The organism is Promicromonospora iranensis (assembly GCF_028994775.1).
Taxonomy (GTDB): Bacteria; Actinomycetota; Actinomycetes; order Actinomycetales; family Cellulomonadaceae; genus Promicromonospora; species Promicromonospora iranensis_A.
This window is the reverse complement of the sequence record NZ_JAJQMN010000005.1, coordinates 20,150-36,736: the sequence shown is the minus strand read 5'-3', so window position 1 is coordinate 36,736 and position 16,587 is coordinate 20,150. Positions and strand designations below refer to the sequence as shown.

General features: G+C 70.4%; 14 protein-coding genes. 9 read left to right on the top strand and 5 right to left on the bottom strand.

All coding sequences use genetic code 11. The features are described from left to right. Positions 1-22: 22 nt before the first annotated feature. A complete protein-coding gene (locus LUU90_RS10060; RefSeq protein WP_275003283.1) occupies positions 23-682 on the bottom strand; it encodes a response regulator in 660 nt (219 codons plus the stop codon). 55 nt (positions 683-737) lie between these two features. Then, entirely contained in the window at positions 738-2,789 is a 2,052-nt protein-coding gene (locus LUU90_RS10055) for a sensor histidine kinase (protein ID WP_275003282.1), read from the bottom strand. 115 nt (positions 2,790-2,904) lie between these two features. Here LUU90_RS10055 and LUU90_RS10050 point away from each other — a divergent pair, with 115 nt between their 5' ends. From LUU90_RS10050 to LUU90_RS10035, 4 genes are all read left to right on the top strand, one after another. Beyond that, entirely contained in the window at positions 2,905-3,108 is a 204-nt protein-coding gene (locus LUU90_RS10050; protein ID WP_275003281.1) for a hypothetical protein, read from the top strand. After that, positions 3,081-3,233, top strand: coding sequence for a hypothetical protein (locus tag LUU90_RS10045; RefSeq protein ID WP_275003280.1), 153 nt, complete (start codon positions 3,081-3,083; stop codon positions 3,231-3,233). Before LUU90_RS10050 ends, LUU90_RS10045 begins: the two co-directional genes overlap by 28 nt. Before the next feature lie 109 nt (positions 3,234-3,342). Beyond that, on the top strand, positions 3,343-4,920 hold the full coding sequence (locus tag LUU90_RS10040) for an alpha/beta hydrolase (RefSeq protein WP_275003279.1): 1,578 nt from the start codon (positions 3,343-3,345) through the stop codon (positions 4,918-4,920). Between the two features lie 78 nt (positions 4,921-4,998). After that, on the top strand, positions 4,999-5,424 hold the full coding sequence (locus LUU90_RS10035) for an OsmC family peroxiredoxin (RefSeq protein ID WP_275003278.1): 426 nt from the start codon (positions 4,999-5,001) through the stop codon (positions 5,422-5,424). 91 nt (positions 5,425-5,515) lie between these two features. Here the strand turns inward: LUU90_RS10035 and LUU90_RS10030 are convergent, their stop codons facing one another. After that, positions 5,516-6,271, bottom strand: coding sequence for an Atu4866 domain-containing protein (locus tag LUU90_RS10030; RefSeq protein WP_275003277.1), 756 nt, complete (start codon positions 6,269-6,271; stop codon positions 5,516-5,518). A 319-nt stretch (positions 6,272-6,590) separates the two neighbouring features. Here LUU90_RS10030 and LUU90_RS10025 point away from each other — a divergent pair, with 319 nt between their 5' ends. From LUU90_RS10025 to LUU90_RS10005, 5 genes are all read left to right on the top strand, one after another. Beyond that, positions 6,591-9,578, top strand: coding sequence for a glycosyl hydrolase (locus LUU90_RS10025; protein WP_275003276.1), 2,988 nt, complete (start codon positions 6,591-6,593; stop codon positions 9,576-9,578). A gap of 212 nt (positions 9,579-9,790) precedes the next feature. Further along, entirely contained in the window at positions 9,791-10,297 is a 507-nt protein-coding gene (locus tag LUU90_RS10020) for an SRPBCC family protein (RefSeq protein ID WP_275003275.1), read from the top strand. A 111-nt stretch (positions 10,298-10,408) separates the two neighbouring features. Then, a complete protein-coding gene (locus LUU90_RS10015) occupies positions 10,409-11,368 on the top strand; it encodes a quinone oxidoreductase family protein (RefSeq protein WP_275003274.1) in 960 nt (319 codons plus the stop codon). A 54-nt stretch (positions 11,369-11,422) separates the two neighbouring features. Continuing rightward, on the top strand, positions 11,423-12,640 hold the full coding sequence (locus tag LUU90_RS10010; protein ID WP_275003273.1) for an FAD-dependent monooxygenase: 1,218 nt from the start codon (positions 11,423-11,425) through the stop codon (positions 12,638-12,640). A 132-nt stretch (positions 12,641-12,772) separates the two neighbouring features. Next, complete coding sequence (locus LUU90_RS10005) at positions 12,773-13,411, top strand: TetR/AcrR family transcriptional regulator C-terminal domain-containing protein (RefSeq protein WP_275003272.1); 639 nt, start codon at positions 12,773-12,775, stop codon at positions 13,409-13,411. Positions 13,412-13,416: 5 nt separating this feature from the next. On the opposite strand, the gene LUU90_RS10000 is transcribed toward LUU90_RS10005, so the two are convergent. Both LUU90_RS10000 and LUU90_RS09995 read right to left on the bottom strand, forming a co-directional pair. Next, a complete protein-coding gene (locus tag LUU90_RS10000) occupies positions 13,417-14,844 on the bottom strand; it encodes an MFS transporter (protein ID WP_275003271.1) in 1,428 nt (475 codons plus the stop codon). Positions 14,845-14,915: 71 nt separating this feature from the next. Further along, positions 14,916-16,370 carry a DHA2 family efflux MFS transporter permease subunit gene (locus tag LUU90_RS09995; RefSeq protein WP_275003269.1) on the bottom strand — a complete coding sequence of 485 codons (1,455 nt, stop codon included), beginning with the start codon at positions 16,368-16,370 and terminating at the stop codon, positions 14,916-14,918. Positions 16,371-16,587: the final 217 nt, after the last annotated feature.

The following is a 16,587-nucleotide window of genomic DNA, read 5'->3' as shown; positions in this document are numbered from 1 at the left end:
TTGCTGCTCGCTTCCGCGCGCGTCACTGGTCGACGGTGCCGCGGGGCCGGACGAGCCCGATCTCGTAGGCCAGGATCGTGGCCTGCACCCGATCGCGCAGCTCGAGCTTGGCCAGCAGGGCGTTGACGTGCGACTTCACGGTGCCCACCGTGACGCCGAGGCGCTCACCGATCTCCGCGTTCGTCAGACCGGAGGCGATGAGCAGCAGTACCTCGTGCTCCCGGGACGTCAAGCGCTCCAGCGCGCCGCTCACCCCGGGCGGCACCGGCGCACCCTGCGCGAACGTCCCGATCAGGCGGCGCGTGACGGCCGGGGCGAGGACCCCCTCCCCCGCGGCCACCACCCGGATCGCCGCCAGGAGATCGTCCGGCCGACAGTCCTTGAGCAGGAAGCCGGACGCCCCGGCCCGCAGGGCCTCGTACACGTACGCGTCCAGGTCGAAGGTACTCAGCACGAGGATCCTGGGCCGGCTGACCAGATCGGCGATCAGCCGCGTCGCGGTCAGGCCGTCCATGCCGGGCATCCGAATGTCCATCAGCACGATGTCCGGCGCCGTCTGCTCGGCCAGCCGGAGCGCGGCGGAGCCGTCACCGGCCTCTCCGACGACGGCGAGGTCGGGCTCCGCGTCGACGATCGCCGCGAATCCCGCACGCACCACTGCCTGGTCGTCGACGACCAGCACGCGTACAGCGATGACGGCACCCCCTTCACCTGGCCTACCGGTTTGACCCGCCCGTTCAGCCCTGCTCCGGGCCCCCGCCCGAGAGCTCGCCGCGAAATGTCGTCGGACCGGACACCCGCAGCGTATCGGCACGGTCCGGATCCCCCGGCCGACGTGGCTGCCCGTCTTCCGGCGCGGTCTCGCGCAGACGGTGCAGGAGCTCCCGCATCGCCTCCAGCGCTGACCTGGCCGCGACGGCAACGGCGTCCAGCTCACCCCGGCCGGCCAGCTCCGACACGGCCGCGGTCCGGTGCAGCACCGCCTCCTGCAGCCCGTTGGCGATCCGCCTGCGCTCGGCGGCGACGGCGTCGGCGGCCTCCTGCTCGGACCCGGTGATCTCCTCCTCCTCGCGCAGCACGACCCGTAGCCGCCTCCTGCGCACGGCCAGGCCCGCGACCCACACGAGAGCCAGTACCACCCCGCCCATGATCGTCAGCACCACGACCGCCTCCGACACGGCGGCCACCGAGGCGTCCTCGCCGGAGAGCGACCCGTCGACGGCGCCAGTGGCCGTCAGCGCACCGGCCAGCCCGCAGGCCGCCACGAGAATCGCCGGCCAGGTCCGGACACCACGCCCGTACACGGCGAGCGCGTAGACCGCGAAGACCTCAGCGAGCGCCGCGAAGTGCAGGTAGGCCGTCCAGACCGACGGCAGCAGCCCGGCGTCGCGGGCCAGCGGCCACAACCACGCGGTGGCCGCCACGGCCCACAGCACGAGCCACGGAACGCGGCGACGCCAGACCAGGGGCAGGGCGTGGAGCACGCTCAGCACAACCATGGTCACGCCGAACGCGGGCCCGACCGGCGTCGACCCGTCCTCGGCTGCCGCGAGCAGAGTCACCGGGGGCAGTCCCGCGGCGACGACGAACAGCGCCCCGTCGGTCAACCGTTGTTCGGCCACGAGATCGCGCCGGCGAGCGGGGGCGGCATGCCCCGACGGTCCGGCGGTGTCCGGCAGGAGCGCCTTCACCGTCCACCCGCCCGTCGCGTCTGGCCCGGCACTCAGTCGGCCGCCCACGGCCGCCGCCCGCTCCCGCATCCCCTCGATGCCGCGCCCCGAGCCGAGCCCGGCCGCCGGGCTCCGCCCCATACCCCGCGGTGCGTCGTTGTGCACCGTCAGCTCGAGCGCGCCGTCGGTGCGTCGCACCCGGAGCCACACCGCGGCCCCGGTTGCGTACCGGAGGGCGTTCGTCATGGCCTCGCGCACGATCCCGAAGACCGCCTCGGCTGGCGGGCCGGCCAGGTCGGGCGGCAGGTCCATCACGATCGGCCGCCCCAACCGGCTGAAGGCCGCCACCACGTCCTGGATACGTCCGGTCATCGGCCGAGGGTCCGGCCGCTCCCCTTCGCCCATCAGCGCCACCAGCCGGTGGAGCGTTCGCAGCGCCTCCTGACCGGAGCGCTCGGCGAGCGACAGCGCCTCGGCGACGAGCTCCGGGCGCTCGTGCCTGAGCCTGCTGGCCGCATCCACCGTGATCACCACGGAGGTCAGATGGTGGGCGCTGACGTCGTGCAGCTCTCTGGCCAGCCGGTGACGTTCGCTGTGGGCGACCCGATGGCGGTCGTCCTGCGCCACGCCCAGTCGCCGTGCCGCCACCTCGCGCTCCGCCAGCCACCACCGGCGGGCCTGTCCCAGGCCGGAGCACGCGACATACAGCACGGCGGTGATCGCATACCCGAAGACGAACGAGATCACCGGAGCGCCCTGCAGCCCGGCAGTCTCTCGCGCCCACTCGCACACCACGGCGACGGCGGTCCACGCCACCGTCACTCTCGTGCTGCGACGGACCGCCACGGAGTACAGGGCGATCAGCGCACCGATGTCCAGGAAGTGGTCGGGTCCGGTCAACGACCCGATCAGAGCCGCCACCAAAGTCCCGACCAGTGCCTGGACCGGTTCGCTACGGCGTCGCCCGAGCGCGACGAGCTCGATGGCCGCGGCGGTCAGCACACCGATCAGCGACACCGGACCCGGCGCGGGTAGACCCACCGACGGAGCCAGGAGCAGCGTGAACAGCTGGGTGGCCGCGACGATCCCCGGCAACAACCAGGCCCGTGTCGTCTCCATGTCGGCCCCGAGCATAACTGCACCTCAGGCGGTGCTCGTCTCCACCCGGAGATAGAGAAAGAAGTCCGTCTGCCGACCGACGCCCTGCGGCGACGATCCCGACAGACTCGCAGCCATGATCCTCGCAGCCACCCTGGTCGTCCTCGGCATCGTGTTCCTCGCCATGGTCTTCGTCACCGTCCGCAACGAGCTGCCCCTCTGGGCGTACGTGCTCGTGGCGCTCGCGGTCCACCCCCTCGCCGCCTTCCTGATCCACGACACGGCGCTGGGCGACATCGGACCCGAGCCGTCATGGACTGGGCCCTGTCGCTCCCGCTGATCGCGACCGGAGCCGGGATCGTCAGCATCCTGTACGACAAGCGCAGGAAGCGGGACGCCCGTCGCGGGCTCCAGGCCGCGCTGCCCGAGGACCACGAGCCCGACCCGTCTCGCGGAACAGCATGAGCGTCGTGTTCGCCGCGCTCGTCGCGTCGGCACTCCCAGTAGCACCAGGACATCGAGCTACGAGCGCTCACCCTTTCTTCCCCCGCTGCGACGTCAGATCGGCAGAAGCATGTCTCCTCATCACCTCTCGTCCCGAGCCGTCGCCATCCTGGCATCGCTCGCCGTACTCGCCGCCGGGCTCACGGCCTGCACTCCCGGCGCCGACGGAGCCTCGGGCCCACCCCCGGTGCCCCGTACCCTCACCGAACAGGAGCCACGCTGGACCGCGTGCTCTGCTCCGTCCAGAGCCCAGGGCGGCGGTGACAAGCCCGAGAAGCTGCCAGACGGTACGACGTGGCAGTGCGCAACCGTCAAGGTGCCGCTGGACTACGCGAACCCCGACGGCAAGACCATCGACCTCGCCCTCGTCAGGGCAGCAGCCGCCCCGGGCCCCGGCGAGAAGCGCATCGGATCCCTGCTCTTCAACTTCGGCGGCCCCGGTGGCTCCGGGGTCTCGACGCTCCCCCTCATCGCCGGCGACGACTACATGAAGCTGCACCGGAGCTACGACCTGGTCTCCTTCGACCCGCGCGGGGTCGGGAACAGCGCCGGCGTGCAGTGCCTGGACACGAAGGCCATGGACGCGCGGCTGGCGGGCGACTCGACTCCGGACGACGCGGCGGAAGAAGAGAGCTACGTGCGTGGGGCACGTGCCTACGCCCGGTCCTGTGAAAGCAACTCGGGCGCGGTTCTGGAGCACGTCGGCACCCAGGAGGCCGCACGTGACATGGAGCTGATGCGTCAGGTGCTGGGCGACGCGAAACTGAACTACTTCGGCATCTCCTACGGGACGCAGCTCGGTGGCGTCTACGCCCACCTCTTTCCGGACAACGTCGGACGCTTTGTCTTCGACGCCGTCGTCGACCCCACCGAGAACTTTCTCGCCGGTGGACTCGGTCAGGCCGAGGGGTTCCAGAGCGCACTGCGGAACTTCCTCAAGGACTGCCCGAAGCACGACTCGTGCTTCTTCGAGGGCAAGGACCCCGCTCAAGGCGAGAAGGAGGTCGTCGCACTGATCGAGCGCCTGGACAAGCGTCCCTTGCCCACCGAGTTCGATCGCCCCCTCACCCAGAGCCTGGCCCTCAACGGCATCGCCGCCGCCCTCTACGGCGAGGAGAGCTGGGCGATCCTCAGGGACGCGCTGACCGAGACCGAGAAGGGGAACGGCACCGTGCTGCTGTGGCTCTCCGACATGCTCAACGAACGTGCCTTCCTGGAGGACGGGTACTCCAACATCAACGACGCCAACACCGCGGTGAACTGCGCCGACTACAAGGACCGCTACACCGCCGCCGACGTGCACCGGCATCTTCCCGCGTTCCGCAAGGCGTCCGGCGTGTTCGGCGACTGGATGGCCTGGGGTCTGCTGCAGTGCGCCGGCTGGCCCGTGGAGGGCCATGCCCCCACCATCGACGTCTCGGCCGACGGCGCAGGCCCCGTCCTCGTCATCGGCAACACCGGTGATCCCGCCACCCCCTACGAGGGAGCCGAGAAGATGGCGGACGAACTGGGCGAGGGAGTCGGTATACATCTCACCGTCGATGGCGAGGGACACGGCACCTACGGCGTCAACGACTGTCTGACCCGCGTCGTCGACAAGTACTTGCTCAAGGGGTCGGTCCCGAAGGACGGCACCAGCTGCTCGTGACGAACAACCACCACCCGGCGGCCGGAACATCGGGCCTCCACCGCTCCTTTCCACGCACCGCAGAGAAACGGACTCATCATGGCAACCACGCGCTCAGCGCACACCGTCTGGGAAGGCGGCCTGCTGAACGGAGGCGGCATCGCCACCTTCGACTCCTCCGGCATCGGTGACCAGCCGGTGTCCTGGCCCTCGCGCGCCGAGCAGGCGGAGGGCAAGACCAGCCCGGAGGAGCTGATCGCCGCGGCTCATTCGAGCTGCTTCGCCATGGCCCTGACGCACGGCCTCGAAGGGGCGGGCACGGCGCCCACCCGGCTCGCGGTGTCCGCCGATGTCACGTTCCGGCCCGGCGAGGGTGTCACCGGTATCCATCTCACCGTCGAGGGCACCGTCTCCGGCATCGACAACGACGCGTTCGTCATCGCGGCGCAGGACGCCAAGGCCAACTGCCCAGTCAGTAGAGCTCTTTCGGGAACGACGATCACGCTCTCGGCCAAGCTCATCTGAACCGGACCGGACGGCTCTCGGGGCACCGCGCGCTGCGGAAGCGCGCGGTGCCCCTGTTCCGGATGTCGTCAGACCGGGACGGTGCGAGGTCTCAGCCCAGGTGCATGACGTAGCCGACGTGGTGCAGCTCGTCCCCGCGGAAGTAGCCCACGGCCCAGAAGCCGAGGTCGTCCAGGTAGTCGATCCGGTCGCCGTCGATCCAGTACCGGCCCTGGTAGGCGTGCGGCCGCCCGCCCCGCGTCTCGTCGTAGCGGCCGTCGGCGGTGAGTTCCTGGTGCAGGAAATCGTCCTGGTCGATCCAGACGCCGACCCGCGGGCTGCCGGTCAGGTCCGGGGAGGCTGGCACGCCTGGGGCGGGTGCTGTGGCCCTGCCCGGGGCGTCGCTGCCGGCCCACAGCACAGGACGGCCGGCCGCGATCAGTGCGCGGACCTGGTCCGGTCGGGACATGAGGACGGCCAGGGCGCTCGGCACGTCGGCGGCGAGCTCCTCGGGTACCACCAGCAGGTCGCTGGCGTTGCCCGGGGTCAGCGTCGCGACGTACTGCGCGCGTTCACCGCGGCCGCCGGCCAGTGCGACGGCGTCCACGACGGCCGGGACGACGGTCATGCCGGTGGCATCGACGACGATCGCGTTGTCGTCCTCCGCCGCGGTGAACAGGGACGGACCGACCGCCACGATCAGCGAGCCGACGAACAGGATGTCAGCACCGGTCATGGTCCCGATCAGCGGATCCATCGTCAGGATGCGGGCGTTGGTGAACAGGATGGGACGTCCCGCATCGTTCGCAACGATTTCACCGAGGGCCTGGGAGTTCCATCGCGCGATGTCCGTGTTGGTAATGCTCATTGTTCGCTCCTCGGAAATGACTGCACATTGATCGGTGGGTGATGCGCGAAGTGCGCTGATGCAGGCCGAGTGGGCGTCAGACGGCGCCGGGCGGCTCCTGCACGATCAGTTTCGGGGCGGTCATTCACCGGAACCAGACCGCCGTCCTCCCGGGTGTGTGGCACCTATGCGGTTCACCTCATTCTGAAGCGATCAGTTAAACGATTCGGAACTGCGTCAGCCACTGACCTGGGTGCGTCCTCGGCGCTACGTTGGGCCGGTCCCATCCCATCTGCGGCCGGCGCCGACGCCTGTCCGCGAGGTGACCGGAGGTTCAGCGTTGAGCCCTTCTGCCCGAGCACGTGACCCTCGCCCGGCCGCGCCGGCCTCGACCGCACAACACGGACGGACCCGTGCCACGCCGACGACCGCACGCAGGCTGCTCGCGGGGCTGGCCGCCCTCGCCGTGATCGCCCTCGCCGTGACCGGCCTCGGCGTGCCGCTCGCGACGACCGCCGCGGCCGAGCCCGTGCCGATCACCGACCCGGTCGTCGACCTGGTCGACGCCGAGGCGACCGCCGAGACCCGAAGCCTCTTCGCCTACCTGCGCGACGTGCGCGGCCAGGGCATCCTGTTCGGCCACCAGCACACGACCGACGTCGGCGAGACCTTCACCACGCGGGACGGCGTCTCGTCGGACGTGCTGGCCGCGACGGGTGACCACCCAGCCGTCTTCGGCTTCGACACCCTCGTCATCGAGGGGAACGTCCCGCCCGGCGTCTACGGCGGACCTCGCGAGGAGAACGCCCTGCTCCTCGCACGAGGCATCCGGGAGGCGCACGACCTCGGCGGCATCAGCACCCTGGCGATGCACATGGAGAACGTGGTCACGGGCGGCGACTTCTACGACACCTCGGGCGACACGCTGCGCGCCGTCCTCCCCGGCGGCACCCACAACGCCGAGCTGCGCGCGTACCTCGACCTCGTGGCGCTGGCGGCTGACAACGCCCGTGACGCCGACGGGAACCGCATCCCGATCGTGTTCCGGCCCTGGCACGAGAACACCGGCTCGTGGTTCTGGTGGGGCGCCGCCTTCGGCACACCCGGCGAGTTCAAGGAGCTCTTCCGGTTCACCGTGGAGTACCTGCGCGACGTCAAGGGCGTCGACAACCTGCTCTACTCCTGGTCGCCCAACGGCACCTTCGGCGGTGACGCCGAGACGTACCTGCGTACCTACCCGGGCGACGACTTCGTCGACGTGCTCGGCTACGACTACTACGACGACTCGGGCGCGTCGCCGGCCCGCCTCGCCACCGTCGTGGCGGACCTGGGCATGATCGCCGACCTCGCCGACGAGCGCGGCAAGGTCAGCGCCTTCACCGAGACCGGCCCGACGGGTGGCATGAAGCCCGACGGCGAGAACCTCAACACCTCCTGGTTCACCGACCTGCTCGCGGCGATCGAGGCCGACCCGCGCGCCTCCCGGACCGCGTGGATGCTCACGTGGGCCAACTTCGGCGGCTCGAACGCGCCGTGGACGCCCACCGAGGGCGAGATGCTGCCCGACTTCCAGGCGTTCCATGCCGACCCGTACACGTACTTCGCGGACGAGGTGGAGGGTGCCTTCGACGCCGTCACCGAGCCCGTGGCCGCGGCTCCCGTGGCGCACCTCGCGTCGCCGTCGGACGGCTCGCGCGTAGCGTCCGGGCCGACGACGCTGCGCGCCACGATCTCCGGCGTCGACGTCGAGCGAGCCTCCGTGACCGTGGGCGGCGCCGTGGGCGAGGTCGAGCTCACCCCGCCCGCCGCGGGCGAGCTGTGGTGGACCGGCGAGTGGGCGATCCCCGCCGAGGAGCTCGGCAACTCGACCCGCGCCCTCACCCTCCGCGTCGTCACAGCGGAGGGCGAGGTGACGGTGCCGTCGGCGGTGGTGCTCGGCCCCGAGCCCGTCTTCCCGCCCGGCGTGATGGACGATTTCGAGGGCTACGGCGACCACACCGCGCTGCGCGCCGAGTACGTGCAGTACAACGCCAACACCATCACGCTCGAGCGGGCCGCCGCGGGCGGCTCCGTCGGGTCGGGCGACAACGCGATGCGCCTCGCCTACGACTTCGCGAACCAGTCGTACACCGGCGTGGGTCGCCAGGTCGGCGCCGACTGGTCGGGCAACTGGGACTTCTCGCTCTGGGTGGACCCGGACGCGTCGGGAAACAAGCTCGTGCTCCAGCTCGTCGCGGGCGGCGTCTCGTACGAGGCATACCCCTCGCTCGCGGGCGATGCCCCGTACGTGGCGACCATCCCGTTCTCCGACTGGCGCCCGGCTCCCTGGGACACCGGCAACGCCGACCGCCGGATCACACAGGAGGACCTTGAGAACGTCAGCCAGTTCAACGTGTACGTCAACGCCGCCGACGGCGGTGCGTCCTCCGGCGCGATCGTCGTCGACGACCTGAAGGCCGTGCCCGGCACCCCACCGCCGCCTGTCTTCCGCGACACACCGCGCACGATGGCCGAGTACGAGGCGATCGAGTGGCTCGCCGAGGAAGGTCTTGCCGAGGCCGTGCGCTGGGGAGACAGCGGCGGCCGCTTCTACCCGACGCGCGCCGTCAAGGCGGGCGAGCTCGCTGCCCTCCTGCGGGCGTACGACCCGGAGGGCGACGTCACCACCCCGGCCGCGCCCCGCGCCGGGGCCACGAAGCTGGCCGTCGCCGAGGCGTTCTGGCGCCTCTACGGCTCGCCCGCCACGGACGTCACCACGGTGTACAGCGACGTCCCGGCCGCCTCCGCCGAGGCCGTCGCGTGGGCGGTGGAGACGGGGGTGGTGCCGGCGCCGTCGTCGACGTCGTTCGGGGTAGGCCACACCGTGAAGCGGTCCGCGCTCACCGCGATGCTGTTCCGGTTCGACGCACTGCCGTCGCCGCTTCAGCCGGCCGTGATCGCCGACTTCGAGGCCGGAGACCAGGGCTGGGCCGTGCCCAGCTGGTCGGACGGGACGGCGAGCGCGTCCGGCGGCATCCTGACCGTCGAGGCCGGGACCGACGGCGCCTGGTTGTCCGGGCCCGGCGGCATCGACCTCACCGGCCGCACCGAGCTCCGGCTCGATGTGGCAGGGACCACCGGCTTCGACACCAAGGTGGCGCTACAGCTCGGTCCCGACTGGACCTGGTGCGAGACGGGCCAGGCCGGCTGGGTGCAGGAGCCTGGTGAGGTGGTGGTCGACCTGACCACGCTGACGGAGGAGTGCCAGGCGCTCGTCGGCACGGTCCAGGGCGTCAACGTGTTCCTGAACGGGGGAACGCACCGGCTGGACGCGATCAGCGTGCACTGAGCTCCTGTCCCTGAGCGAGCCCGGCAAGCACGCCTCGACGAACAGGAGGACCCCGACGAGGTGTACGTCCAGGACGTCATGGTGCACCCCGCCTACCGGCGCACGGGCGCATGACAGCGTTGCTGGCCGACGTCCACGCGTGAGTGGTACTGGCAGACCTAGGGACGACGAAGGTTCTGGCTGGCGCTGCCCGCACAGCCAAGACTGAACCCATGAACGCCACAGTCGCTCCACTCATCACCCGCTCTGACACGACGGTCCCGGTGACCGTCTTCGCCCGTACGACGGCCGCGCCCCGCCAGGCGTTCGACGTCATCGCCCCCATCGACCTCACCACCGTCTTCCACCCGGTGTTCCCCTTCCCGGGGGTCACCGAGGTCCGGAACCAGACACAGTCGTGGGACCACGCCGGCCCGTCGCGGAACCCCACCTTCGGCGACGGCTCCCAGGCCACCGAGCGCCTCACCGAGTACGTCGCTGGGCACGGCTTCGCCTACGAGCTGACCGGGTTCACCAACGTCCTCGGTCGTCTCGCCGCGGGGGTCCGAGGCGAGTGGTCCTTCCTGCCCGACGGCGACGGCAGCTCAATCCGCTGGACCTATGAGTTCAAGCCGCTACGCGGCCGCCGGCTCATCCTCGCAGGCCCGTTCCGGCCCCTGTGGCGCCGCTACATGCAACGGGCCCTCGACCGGATGGTCGACGTCGTCGAAGCCGCCTGACCCCTCTGCGGTGGCACATCGTGCCGGCGGGTGGTCGAGCAGCCATGGTTGACAACTTAACGCTGTTCAATGACACTGGGCGCATCATTGAACTTAGTTAAGGAGAACCCGATGCGCGCTGCTGTCGTCACCGCCCCCGATGCGTCACCCACCTGCGGTGAATTCCCCGAGCCGACCGTCCCGCCTGGTGAGGAGCCGCTGCACCTTGTCGGAGCCGGCCTGCACAACATCGTTCGCGGGCTGGCCACCGGCCAGCACTACGGCCGCGGACAGATGACGTATCCGCTGGTGCCGGGCATCGACGCGGTCGCTCGCACCAGCGACGGGCGCCTGGTCTACACCGGCTACGCGCGTCCGCCCTTCGGGACGATGGCCGAGCGGCTGGTCGCTCCCTTCCAGGTCGAGGTTCCGGCGGGGGCAGATCCGCTCGCGATCGCCGCGGGCATGAACCCCGGCCTGTCGGGCTGGATGGTCCTCACCGCGCGGCGCAAGGAGATGGGGTCGCTGGGCACCGTGCTGGTGCTGGGCGCCACGGGGAGCTCGGGCAGCCTTGCCGTGCAGGGGGCGCTGGCGCTCGGGGCGGAGCGGGTCATCGCCGCCGGACGCGACCCGGAGGCGCTGGAACGGCTGCGCGCCGTGGGAGCGACGACCGTGTCGCTGGCCCATGCCGACTCCGACGACCCGACGAAGGCCCTGGCCGATGCCATGTCCGAGACATCACCCGGCCTCGTGCTGGACTACCTGTGGGGACCGGTCGCCGAGGCCACCTTCGCGGTGCTGGGGCGCAGCGGCGAGGACACCGAGGCGAACACGGCCTACGTGCAGATCGGGTCGCTCGCGGGCCTGGAGGCGTCACTGCCCGCGGACCTCCTGCGCAGCCGGCGGATCCGGATCACCGGGAGCGGCGTCGGATCGCGGTCCGCCGAGGAGATGCTCGCCGAGGCCCCCGAGGTCATGGCCCGCTTCGCGGACGGTTCCCTGCAGCTGCCCTACACGGCGTTCCCGCTGAGCCGGGTCGGCGAGGCGTGGGCGCACACCGGCCGCAGCCGCGCCGTCGTCGTACCGGACTGAGCCGGTGCTCGGACAGACATGTTCCAGCTGAGCGTGACCGGAGAGGAGAGAGCCATGCAGAAGAGAGCGCTGGTGGTGGGGCTCGGGATCGCGGGAATGTCCGCGGCGATCGGGCTGCGACGTGCGGGATGGACGCCGGTGGTCGTCGAACGGGCGGCCGAGCGTCGAACGGGGGGCTACTTCATCTTCTTGTTCCCGGAGGGCGTGCAGGCCGCTGCCGACCTGGGGATCGCCGACCATCTGCACACCCGTAACCCGGACTGGAGGCCGGGCGGGAACTCGTGGTCGGTGGACCGTCGGGGCAGGCGGAAGCCTGCCCTGGGACTGCTGGACGTGCCCAGCGGGCAGGCGGCGGTGCTGCGTGGCGACATCGAGGCCGCGTTGTGGCAGAGCATCAGCGGCGACGGGACCGGGGACTCCGTCGAGGTCCGGTTCGCGACCACCCCGGTCGAGATCACCGAGGGCACCGATGGCGTGCAGGTCCTGCTCGAGGACGCCGGCACCGGAAAGCAGTACCGCGAGGACTTCGACCTCGTGGTCGGCGCGGACGGGATGCGATCGAGCATGCGCCGGATGATGTTCGGTCCGGACGAGGACTACATGGTGAACTGGAAGGCGATGATCTGCGCGTTCCAGCTCAAGGAACAGGTGCCTACGTACCAGGAGAGCGACAGCATCATCGTCGCGCGCCCCAGGCGTGCGATGTGGGTGTTCGGTCTCGACGACCACGCCCCCTGCGCCTGGCTGACCTACCGCACCGAGGACATCCCGGACCGGTTCGCCGGGGAGTCGATCGAGCAGGTGCGCGCGGTCTTCGCCGGGATGGAGGACGACCCCGTGGTGCGCCACGTCCTGGACTCCCTGGAGCAGGCCCCTGAGCACGTGTTCGACTCGATACACCAGGTGAAGATGCCCCGCTGGAGCGCCGGGCGGGTCGTGCTGGTGGGGGACGCCGCCTGGTGCATGAACACCTACTCGGCCATGGGCTCCTCGTCCTCGCTGCGCGGCGGCGCCGCACTGGGCGTGGCACTGCGGGAGAACCCCGACGACCTCGCCGCCGCACTGAACTCCTGGGAGAAGGGACTGCGTCCCTACATCACCAGGCAGCAGCGCTCCGCACGGATGAAGCAACAGCGGTTCGTCCCGTCCAACCGTGCGGTCGACGTGCTGCGCTCGGTCGTCCTGGAGGCGATCCGCAAGATCGTCCACCGCCGGATGACAGCGCGGTTCGCCGCCTCTGCGGCCCCGGTCCCGTCCGTGACGGCACGGTGACAGGGACGCCGGTACAGGGGTTCGAGGTCGGGCGGCAGGTTCCTGGTTCAGGGACCTGCCGCCCAACTTTTGTTCCTCAGCCGATGCTTACTGTTGCAGTGAGCGCCTCTGAACACCGTTAAGGTGTCATCCATGACCAAGGGCATCACCCGAGAACTGATCGTGGCGGCAGCGCTGGAGCTCCTCGACGACCAGGGCATCGACGGCCTCACCGTCCGAGCGCTCGCCACCCGGCTGGGTGTCCGCGCTCCCGCCCTCTACTGGCACGTGCGCAACAAGCAGGAGCTGCTCGACGAGATGGCCACCGAGGTCATGCGCCGCGTGACCGCCGCCTTCGCCGCGGTCCAGCCCGGCACCGGCTGGCGCGACGACCTCACCGCCTACGCCCGCGTCCTGCGTTCGGAGTACCTGCTCCACCGCGACGGGGCCCGTGTCTTCAGCGGCACCCGGATCACCGAGCCGGACGTGGTCCGCATGAAGGAGCCGTTGTTCGAACGCTGGACCGCATCAGGTTGGAAGCCCGCCGACGCCGACGACGCCGTCGACGTGGTCACTGCCTTCGTCGTCGGCTTCGTCATCGAGGAACAGGAACGACGCCAAGCCGCCGAGACCGATCCGACGCGCTACTCCACCACTCAGCGCGACGCCTGGCTCGGCGAAGGCGCGTCACTGGTCAAGGAGGCCGGACACCTCCAGGATGACGGCGACCAGCGGTTCGAACGGCACCTCGACATCGTCCTGGAAGGGCTCGCTGCCCGACTCGGGAGCTGAGCGGCCTACCGGTGCCTGCGCACCAGCAGCGTTGCCATCACCGTCGCGACGACGAGCGCCGCGCCGGACATCAGGATGTATAGCTGCACCCCCGTCAGGGAGTTCGCGGGAATCCCCGCGACAAGCGTGTCGGTGGACGTCGCATTGAGCACCATCACGCCGACCACGTTGAGGGCGACCGACACGACGCAGAGCACGACCGGCACCAGGCTGCCGGTCACGCCGTGGTGCTCGGGCGGTGCGATGGCGGTCACGAGGTTGAAGCCGGAGGCGATGCTCGCGCCGACGGCCACGCCGAGCAGGGTGGCGCAGACGAGCCCGGCCGGGAGCACCGAGACCCCCACGAGCATCCCGATCGTGGCCAGCAGGCCGACCACGATCCCGCCGAGCAGTGTGGACGCCGGGCCGATCCGCGATGAGAGCACGCCGGACACCGGGCCACCGATCATGATGCCGAGCGCGGACAGTACAAGGATCAAGATGACCGCATCACCGCCGCCGATGCCGTAACCCAGCCCCAGCTCGGGCGGCACCTCCGCGACGAGGCTCTGCAGCTGCAGCAGGCTCTGCACTGCCCCGGACGCGAGTGCCATCGCTCCGAGCGTCAACGCCATCGGGGCAGTGAGCCGACGCAGGTCGACGATCGGCTCGGCGACCCGCAGCACGTGCCGCACTCCGCCTGCCAGCGCGGCGACGCCGGCGATCAGCGTGGCCAGCATGCCCACGTTCGTCCACCCCAGGTCCGGCGCCATGCTGACGTATCCGAGTACGGCGATCAGTCCGGACCCGAGCAGCAGTGCCCCGACGACGTCGACCGATCCGCTGGAGCGGATCGGCGGCTCCGGGATGAACAGCCGGATGGTGACGGCGCAGACCGCCGCGAGAACAGCGGCCAGTAGGAACACGCTCCGGTAGCCGAACTGGTCGATCACCGGGCTCAGCAGGAGAATCATGGGGATCCCCAGGACCGACGCACCTGTGGTCACGACCCCGACGGCCGTCATACCGACCCGCGGAGTGCAGAGCTGGCGAGTGATTGCCACCGAGAGCAGCACCGCCCCCATGGCCGCCCCCTGCAGGAACCGCCCGAGCACGAAGATGACGACGTTCGGCGCGACCAAGCAGACCAGCGAGCCCGCGAACGTGACGAGCATGGTGACGACGAGGATCCGGCGCTTGCCGCGGATGTCGGCGGTGCGCCCGAGCAACGGCGCCCACATCGCACCCGCCAGCATCGCGGTCGAGCTGAGCCACGCCGCCTGATCGGTCTCGAAGTGCTGCATCATGTCGGGCAGTACCAGAAGCGGAGCGACGACGACCGCGTCCCCCAGCAGGTTCGCTCCGACGAGGATCACCAACCAGCGGACCAGCCGCCCGCTCCACCTGTCCTCCGCGGAATCCGACGGGCGCGTTACGGGTACGACATGCACCATGACTTCTCTCCAAGTGGTGGTGAGCGGGTATACCGGGGACGCCCGAGACGGTCGGGGCCGGCACGAAGCCGTCAGTGCGCCGCGGGCGTTGCGGCGGGCGCCGAGCCGCGGATCAGGAACGCCCCGACGATCGGGAACAGCGACAGCGTGGCTGCCACGAGGAACGCCGCTTGCACACCGCCTGCCGTCTGCTCCGCGAGCGGCACACCCTCGGCGACGAGCGCTGCCGAACGCACCGACAGCACGCTGACCAGGAGCGCCACGCCGGCAGCACCGGCCAGCTGCTGAACGGTGCTGAATATCGCGCTGCCGTAGGCGTACAGCTTCGGCGGCACCGACCCCAGGCCCGCCGCGAACAGCGGTGTGAACACGAACGCCAGCCCGGCCGACAGGAGCAGGTTGAAGCCGACCGCCTGCAGCAGCGAGCTCTCGACCGTGAGCAGCGTCCCGGACCACAGTGCCGCGCTGGTGGCGACCGTGCCGGGCACGAGCAGCTTCCGCGCGCCGAAGCGGTCGTACAACCGCCCGACCACCGGCCCCAGCGCACCCATGAGCAGACCGCCCGGCAGGAGCGCCAGGCCCGTGGTGAGCGGCCCCAGCACCAGCGCGCTCTGCAGGTAGATCGGGAGCAGGATGGTCGTGCCCAGCAGCGTGGCCATCGTCAGCATCATCATCACGCTGGCGACCGTGAACGTCCGCGACCGAAACGGGCGTAGGTCCAGCAGAGCATGGTCGGCCCGCTGCAGCAGCAGCTGCCGGGCGACGAATGCGACGACGCCCGCGACGCCCACGAGGAATGCGGCCCACACCGGGACCTGCGACATGCCACCGGAGCTGCCCAGGCTGCTCAAGCCGTAGACGAGGCCACCGAAGCCGACCGCCGAGAGGACCACGGACAACACATCGATCGGTGCCGAGGTGGTGTCCCCGACATTCGCGATCTGCCGCATTCCCAGCAGCAGCACGGCGAGCGCGATCAGCAGCATCAGCCAGAAGATGTACCGCCACCCGAGCGAGTCCAGCACGATGCCCGAGACCGCCGGTCCGATGGCCGGCGCCATCGACATGACGATCGCGATGTTGCCCATCAGGGCGCCCCGGCGGGCGGCCGGTACGAGCGTCATCACCGTGGTCATCAGCAGTGGCATCATGATCGCGGTGCCGGCGGCCTGCACGACGCGGCCGGCGAGCAGCACGCCGAAGTCCGGTGCGACCGCGGCGAGCAGCGTGCCTGCGCTGAACAGCACCATGGCGGTGGTGAACAGGGCGCGCGTGGGCACCCGCCGGATCAGGAACCCGGTGATCGGGATGACCACGGACATCGTCAGCAGGAAACCCGCGGTGAGCCACTGCCCGACGTTCGCCTCGACCCGCAGCTCGGTCATGAGTACCGGCAGTGCCACGCTCATGACCGTCTCGTTGAGCGTGACGACGAACACGGAGACCAGGAGCACCCGGATCGCGATGCGGTCGCGGGAGCTCAGCTGTCCCGAGGTGTCGGAACCGCCCTCGACGAGGATCGACATGATGGCTCCTTAACTTAGTTCGTCTATCCTGGAACGCAGCCTGACTGAACATTGTTAAGGTGTCAAGCGCGACAACGACAGCACGTCGGCGCCGCGCTCTCCGCATGACCGCGCAGGTGCTTCACGTTCGCCGTCGGGTCCGCCGTGAGGAACGGCGATCCACGGGCACGGCCGGTAGCCTGCGAGAGTCAAGAGGCCCAGGATTCGTTGGGAAGGC